This is a genomic window from Globicatella sanguinis NBRC 15551 (genome assembly GCF_001552295.1).
GTDB lineage: Bacteria > Bacillota > Bacilli > Lactobacillales > Aerococcaceae > Globicatella > Globicatella sanguinis.
This window is the reverse complement of record NZ_BCQX01000122.1, coordinates 1-6799: the sequence shown is the minus strand read 5'-3', so window position 1 is coordinate 6799 and position 6799 is coordinate 1. Positions and strand designations below refer to the sequence as shown.

Genomic DNA, 6799 nt, shown 5'->3' with positions numbered 1-6799 from the left:
AGGCCACTTCACCACTGGGCTATTAATTAGCAAGCCATCACTTATTTTCTATCTTTGATGACAATATTATGTAACAAATAAAAAACACGTTGAGCACTTGATTTTGTGTGTTCAACGTGTTTTTGTCCGATTAGGATTTATTTTCGGTGGTAGGCAAGAAGTAGTCATTAAAATGATTTCCACTAAATTTGCCACTCCACCACTGCGTTTTTAATTAGCGCGCAATGACTTGACTGGATTTACAATGTTGATGCTTTACCTCTTTATGACGCCGTTTAAGACCACTCGACTCAGCGCTTTTTATTAACGAGCAATTACTTGATTGAATATCTCAAGTTATTGTCCAAGTGCTCATTTGCTTGATTTGATCAATTATTTGTCTAATGTATATTATTCTTTTTCAATAGAGTCAGCTTCTTCATCCTGATCAATGTTTGTCATAGAATTATTAGACGATATTTCTTTTGAGTTATCATGATTTGCTGTGTCATCTGAATCCGTCGGGTCTTCATTTGCCTTATGATGAGGTGCAGTATCATTCGATTGAGTCATATTTTCATTCGTTTTATCTTCGTGTGTATCGTCGTCTGATTGTGACACTTTATCTTGTTGGTTAGTTTCGTCTTTAGCTTTTTCTTTAGCTAAATGTTCTTCGTATTGACGTTTTATTTTGGCTAAAGCTTCTTCTTTGGTATCAATTGGTTTTAAATCGTTAAAATAGGGATCGACGTCTTTAACAATGTCATGACGTTTCAATTTATTAAACTCATCACCGGTAAAAATATCAGGTGAGATAATGATCTTTTTTGGATTATCATCATCTTTTTCCATACGATTTTCAGGTTCAATATAATCAAGCTCTGGGAAATAATTATTGAACTTTGATAGATCGCCGGGCTTTTCTTCAGTAAGACTTAATAAAAACTCTTTAACAAAAAGGGTATGACGTATTACCATTTGGTAAAGGTAAATCATCAAGAAAACACCTAATGCAAAAAAGCTACCGACAAAACCCGGAACAAAGATTTTCACAATTTGAATTAAAACATAAGGTGCAAAGCTAATTGCCATCGTCAATTTAATCCGTTGCCAAAAACTAAAGGGTGTTGATATACGATGATTTAAACCAGTAGTTACAAGTGTGAGTAGTAATATTAACAATACATATGTTAGTAAGTTGACCACAAAATAACTAATCCATTGTGAAAAGAGTGTAATGTAAGGATGTTCTTTCAAGGCATTTAATAAACGGATTAAAGTTGCTTTCGAAACAAAACCTGACTCTGTCTCACTTAAACGATAAAATTGCCCGCCAACCTTAGCAAAAGCACTGTTTTTAAACAGGTAAAGATTGATAAAGGTTTTGGAATCAATGGCTTTTGCTTTGTCCTTTTCGAGTGTAATATCTTCTAACTGTTTGTTAGATTCAATCGAATCATCAATAACCAATTGAAAATTTTTTGAACGATAATACAGTGGTTTTTCATTATGCGCGAGTTGTAATTGGCCATTTATATATTGATAATCCGGAACAAAAGTTGATGCATCTGCAATATTTTGTGATATTTCATTAAAGTAGGGTTGGTTACCAATCGTCATTGACGTAGCCGCTATCATGATTGCGACGATGGCCAGGTGGCGTAATTGTCTAAATTTCACCGCAATGATTTGAATAAATAAACGCGGTTCTTTATAGGCTTTCAATAAAAATTTAAAGATGTTTTTCTTCATTTAAATCTCCATTCTTTTTATAAATATAAACTGATAATGGGATGAGACATACAATTCCTAATCCAATAATACTAAGTATCGTACCATACTTAATTGACTTAGGTAAATAATTTAATTCAATTTGATGTTCCCCTTGAGTTAAGTCAATGGATAATAAGGTATTATTAAGCACGGAATGGGTTTGGACAATGTTGCCATCGACTTTTACTTGCCAGTTTTCATCATATGGGATGGTAAATAGTAACTGGCCAGTTGTTTGTTTAAAGTCTATCTTACCACGAATCGATGTATTTGAAAAATGTTCGACATTAAACAGATTGGTTTGTTTGGATTGCACCATTTGTTGGTAGCGCTCATTATCAAATTCATAAAGCGAGATTTGATTAGCTTTTAATTCTTTTTCTAATAAAGTAACCTCAAAAAGATGAGTCTGATTTTTTTGCTTAAAAGCAGCATTAGTCACTTGCCTTTGTCTAAAAGGGGAACTGAAATGATAGTCTAATTTATCTAACGTTAGTTTGACATTTTCATGATCATATTGGCTAGGCAGTGTAAAGTAATAGGGATTATCTGATTCAGTTTTAAATTGATATTGGATGGTTCCTTTTTCTTTTTCTAAGACATCAGTAATTAAAGAATGATAGGTAAAATAGTTCCCTTCGGTTTTATCCGTGATACTCACATTAATTAACTTGGTCTGTGACAAGGCTTTTTTGGTGAAATAAGGTTGACCTGAACCTTCGAAATCAATTAATCTCAATAATACCTCTTGATTTGCGATAGGATCATGTTTTTTAAAGGTACTAGAATCATCAAAAATTTGATTTGACACTTCAATACCCAAACCAAATCGTTGCTCATTTTCATAAACATCAATCCGTTGATAGTGTTTCACTAGAGGGTATTGTTTCACATCAAAATCACTAGTGCGTTGAGAAAGTGAATATTGTTCATCGGTCAGTTGTTCATTGGCTTCGATATTGGCTTCCAATAAATATTTAATATTAAAAAAGTCATCTGTGAAGAGAGTGCCATTGGCATAGGTAGCATTGCCGCTCGTTTCAGGTAAACCTAAATAGCCAAATAAACGGTTAGTCGCAGCTTCTATCGTTGAACTAAAATTATCTAATCCATAATAATGTGCAAAGAAAGCTTCGTCTTTTGTGCGAGCAAAATTTTTATGAATACGATAAAATTCATTGTGCGATGGTTTTAAAGGTGTGGTTGTTTCTACTAAAAGATCGGTATAGTCTTGATATTTACTTTGATCAACATAGCTCATTTGTTGGATAATCTGAACGCCATTAATAAATAAATCGATTACTACCACCATAACCAAAACGATTTCTTTATACTGCCATGTCATATTATTCGTTTCAAATAATAAAATGAGGATAAAAACAAAGACCATTGTTAATAAAATATTATGAGTTGTAAGATAAAAATAGTCAGCTTGATGCATTAAATAATAAAAGCAAAAACTACTAAATAAAACAATTATGATTAAGGTTTGTAAAATAGTAGGTTGCTTAAATTTTATTAACGGCACAGTCTCAAGAGCTAAGTAAATCATGAAAAAGGTAATTAGAAATGAATAACGATAAGGGTACCAAATTGGGTCTTGACCCCCATGAAAAAGCTGGTTAGGCACTTTAAAATATAAACTGATTGCGAAAAACAGTAGGATGATGAATGCTGTTATTTTTTGAGAAAGTTTGATTTCTTTGTTTATAAAATAAAAGACAAATAAAATAAGAATGAGGGCACCGGCATATAAGGGTGGCGCACCTTCCTTAATTTCATCAAATATAAAACTGCTTGAAAATAATTTTGAAATTAAAGTCATCCCATCCATCGTTGTTTCAAAAGACCATTCAAAATTGCTATTGGCGCCTTTACTGGATAATAAATAATAAAAAGCCGGAACGAGAGTAATACCGGCTAAACTAGTAGCTAATAAAGAAGTTCCTACAAATTTAAGATATTGAGTAATTCTGTTTTTAAATGAAACGCCTTCTGTTGCCGATATTAAGTAAATTGTAAAGAGACTTAAAAAGATGCAAATCATATAACCGATATAGTAATTAATCATGAGCATCGCTGTTAAAGCAATCAGATAATGTAGATAAGAAGTTCCTTTTAGAAGCTTATCAAGACCAACCACAATAATCGGCAGCAAGATGAGGCCATCTAACCACATAATATTTAAGGCATAAACCATAGTGTAGCTCATAAAAGCATAGCTTAAACTAAAACTCAGACTCACTAGCATTGAAGCTTTAAATTGATAGCGACAGCAATACATAAAACTTAAACTCATCGCTAGTAGTTTTAAATAAGTAATTATTGTTACAGCCAAATCTAATTGTTCTTGTTTAAAAAGCAAAAAGATCAGGTTAAAAGGACTCATTAAATAATAAGCCCATAAACCAATCATTTCACCGCCAATACTTTTTTGAAAACTATAGATGAAAAGAGAAGGGTCTTTTAATAGCGCTTGTCGATAGGCACTATAGAAATCAATATATTGTTGACCTAAATCAATTGTTAACATTGTCTTATGGCCAAAAGGAATAAAATTAAAAATAATAGCAATACAAGAAAAAATTGAAGTAAAGACTAGAAAGTTAATAAAATAAGGTATAAATGACTTGGATTTCAAGGTTTTTTCCTCCAAAATAGAATATCTATATTATAGCAAAACACTACTTAATCAACAATTATCAGTTAAATTCATGAAAAGTTCATCAAAAGATAATAATATTTTATTCCCCAAAGATTAAATAGTTTGTTATAATGATAAATGATTATTCTGAATCAAAATAAGTAACAGAATTGAGTGACACTATGGCTAAATACAAATTGAAAAAAAATAAGAATAATTCACATATTCCCAAACGCTTAAATATTTTGTTTTTTGCAGCATTTTTAAGTTTTGCGGCATTATTTGTGAGATTAGGATATTTACAACTTTATAAAGGGGACACCTTCTTGTCGATGGTACAAAAGACAGAATCGACCTTAACGACAGGTTCAGTACCACGAGGCATGATTTATGACAGCCAAGGACGAATCTTGGTGGGGAATCATCCTGAAATGGCAATACTTTTCACTCGTGATACCGATTCAAAAGTTGCCCCTTCAGATTTAGTGGACTTAGCACGTAAATTAGCTTCTTTAATTGATATTCCAACTCAAGGACTATCTGAGCGGGATTTAAAAGATTATTTTATTATCAATAATGAATCAACGGTTAATAGTCGACTCACTAAAGAGCAAAAGCAATTAACGGGTTCAGCCTTTTATAAAGAACAATTAAATGCCGTGAAATCAGAAGAATTAAATTATTCTGATGGTGAGAAAAAGGTAATAGCTTTATTTAAAAACATGAATAGTGCTTATGCATTATCAACGGTAACAGTAAAAAATCAAAATGTGACGCCACAAGAAATTGCACGTGTCAGTGAACAATTAGGTTCTTTACCTGGCATTTCGATTGGTACCGATTGGCAACGAACGTATCCTCAAAATGGTTTATTACGTTCCATCTTAGGTCAAGTTTCAACAGAACAGCGCGGACTCCCTAGCGAAAGAGCTAATGAATTAATAGCTAAAGGTTATGCGATGAATGACCGTGTAGGAATTTCGTTTTTAGAACAACAATATGAAGATGTATTACGAGGAACTAAATCCATTTCAACAGTCGTAACCGATTCGACCGATGACATTTTATCAAATCAACAAATTTTTGAGGGTTCTAAAGGCGATAATCTGGTATTAACGATTGATACAGCCTTCAATGCAAAATTAGACCAAATTGCTGAAAATGCCTTGAAAAACATGGACAATCAAGGATTAAATGACCGTGTTTATATCGTCGCAATGGATCCTAATAATGGTGATATTTTAGGTATTGCTGGTAAAAAGTTTGAATATGATGAAAATACCGACTCTTATACGGGTAAAATTATCGATGATGCCCTAGGTGCTATTAATACAAGTTACGGAATGGGGTCGTCTGTAAAACCGGCAATGGTTGCTATGGGATATTTAACCGGAGTCATAAACACAACCAACAATACCATCGTCGATGAACCTATGAAATTCCAAGCCTCTCAAGAGAAAAGTTCCGTTTTTAACCGTACTGGAGAAGTACCGATTACAGACATTCAAGCCTTACAATTATCATCTAACATTTACATGATTAAAATGGCGATGATGATTGGTGGACAATCTAGTTGGGAACAAAACGGTCAATTAACGATTTCACCTGATACTATTAATATTATGCGTAAGTATTTTGCAGAGTTTGGTTTAGGAACTCAAACCGGTATTGATTTACCAAGTGAATCAGAAGGATACACGCCTTATAGTTCCCAATTAGTATCGGCTCTTGATTTATCTTATGGACAGTTTGACTTATATACACCATTACAAATGGCTCAATATGTTTCAACGATTGCGAATAATGGTATCCGTTATTCACCAAGATTAGTGAAAGAAATACGGAGTACAGATGCCAATGGTGAATTAGGTGGCGTAAAAACTTCGATTGATCCTAAAGTAATGAATGTGGTCCAATTACCAAATGAAGCATTTGATCGTATACACGAAGGGATGTACCAAGTGTCCCATACGGATCAAGGGACAGCACGTTACTATTTCTTAAATTATCCAATCAAAGTCGGTTCTAAGACAGGGACTACCGAAGCTTTTTATTCTGGACCTATTCAATATGCACAAAACCAACCGGTAACGAATGCGACATTTATCGGTTATGCGCCATATGATAATCCAGAGATTGCGATTACTGTTGTTGTACCTTATTTAGAAGAAGCGGCCACTGGGCGCCAAAGTACCCATATTGCTCATCAAGTCATGAATGCTTACTTTGAAATGCAGGCTGAGACGAAAGATACGATCAAAACATATATGGAAGCTCACCCAGAGTTAGAATAGTATCATATAGAAGATTATAAAAATATCGTAATATAAGAGATTTAGTAAGAACGTAGGTTTTTGCTAAATCTCTATTTTTGATATTAGCAGTATCATGGAGGCTTATATC

General features: G+C 33.2%; 3 protein-coding genes. 1 reads left to right on the top strand and 2 read right to left on the bottom strand.

Annotated features, from left to right (window positions below):
- Positions 1-390: 390 nt before the first annotated feature.
- Positions 391-1731, bottom strand: a complete 1341-nt coding sequence (locus tag GSA01S_RS08815; RefSeq protein WP_066126734.1) for a DUF1189 family protein — start codon at positions 1729-1731, stop codon at positions 391-393.
- A complete protein-coding gene (locus tag GSA01S_RS08810; RefSeq protein WP_066126732.1) occupies positions 1712-4393 on the bottom strand; it encodes a YfhO family protein in 2682 nt (893 codons plus the stop codon). Before GSA01S_RS08810 ends, GSA01S_RS08815 begins: the two co-directional genes overlap by 20 nt.
- A 200-nt stretch (positions 4394-4593) precedes the next feature.
- On the opposite strand from GSA01S_RS08810, the gene GSA01S_RS08805 reads away from it, so the two are divergent.
- Complete coding sequence (locus GSA01S_RS08805; RefSeq protein WP_245631304.1) at positions 4594-6690, top strand: peptidoglycan D,D-transpeptidase FtsI family protein; 2097 nt, start codon at positions 4594-4596, stop codon at positions 6688-6690.
- Positions 6691-6799: the final 109 nt, after the last annotated feature.

What these genes read in the sequence shown, in the direction of transcription:
- GSA01S_RS08815 (WP_066126734.1), bottom strand. Translation starts at nt 1,731, where the DNA reads ATGAAGAAAAACATCTTTAAATTTTTATTGAAAGCCTATAAAGAACCG.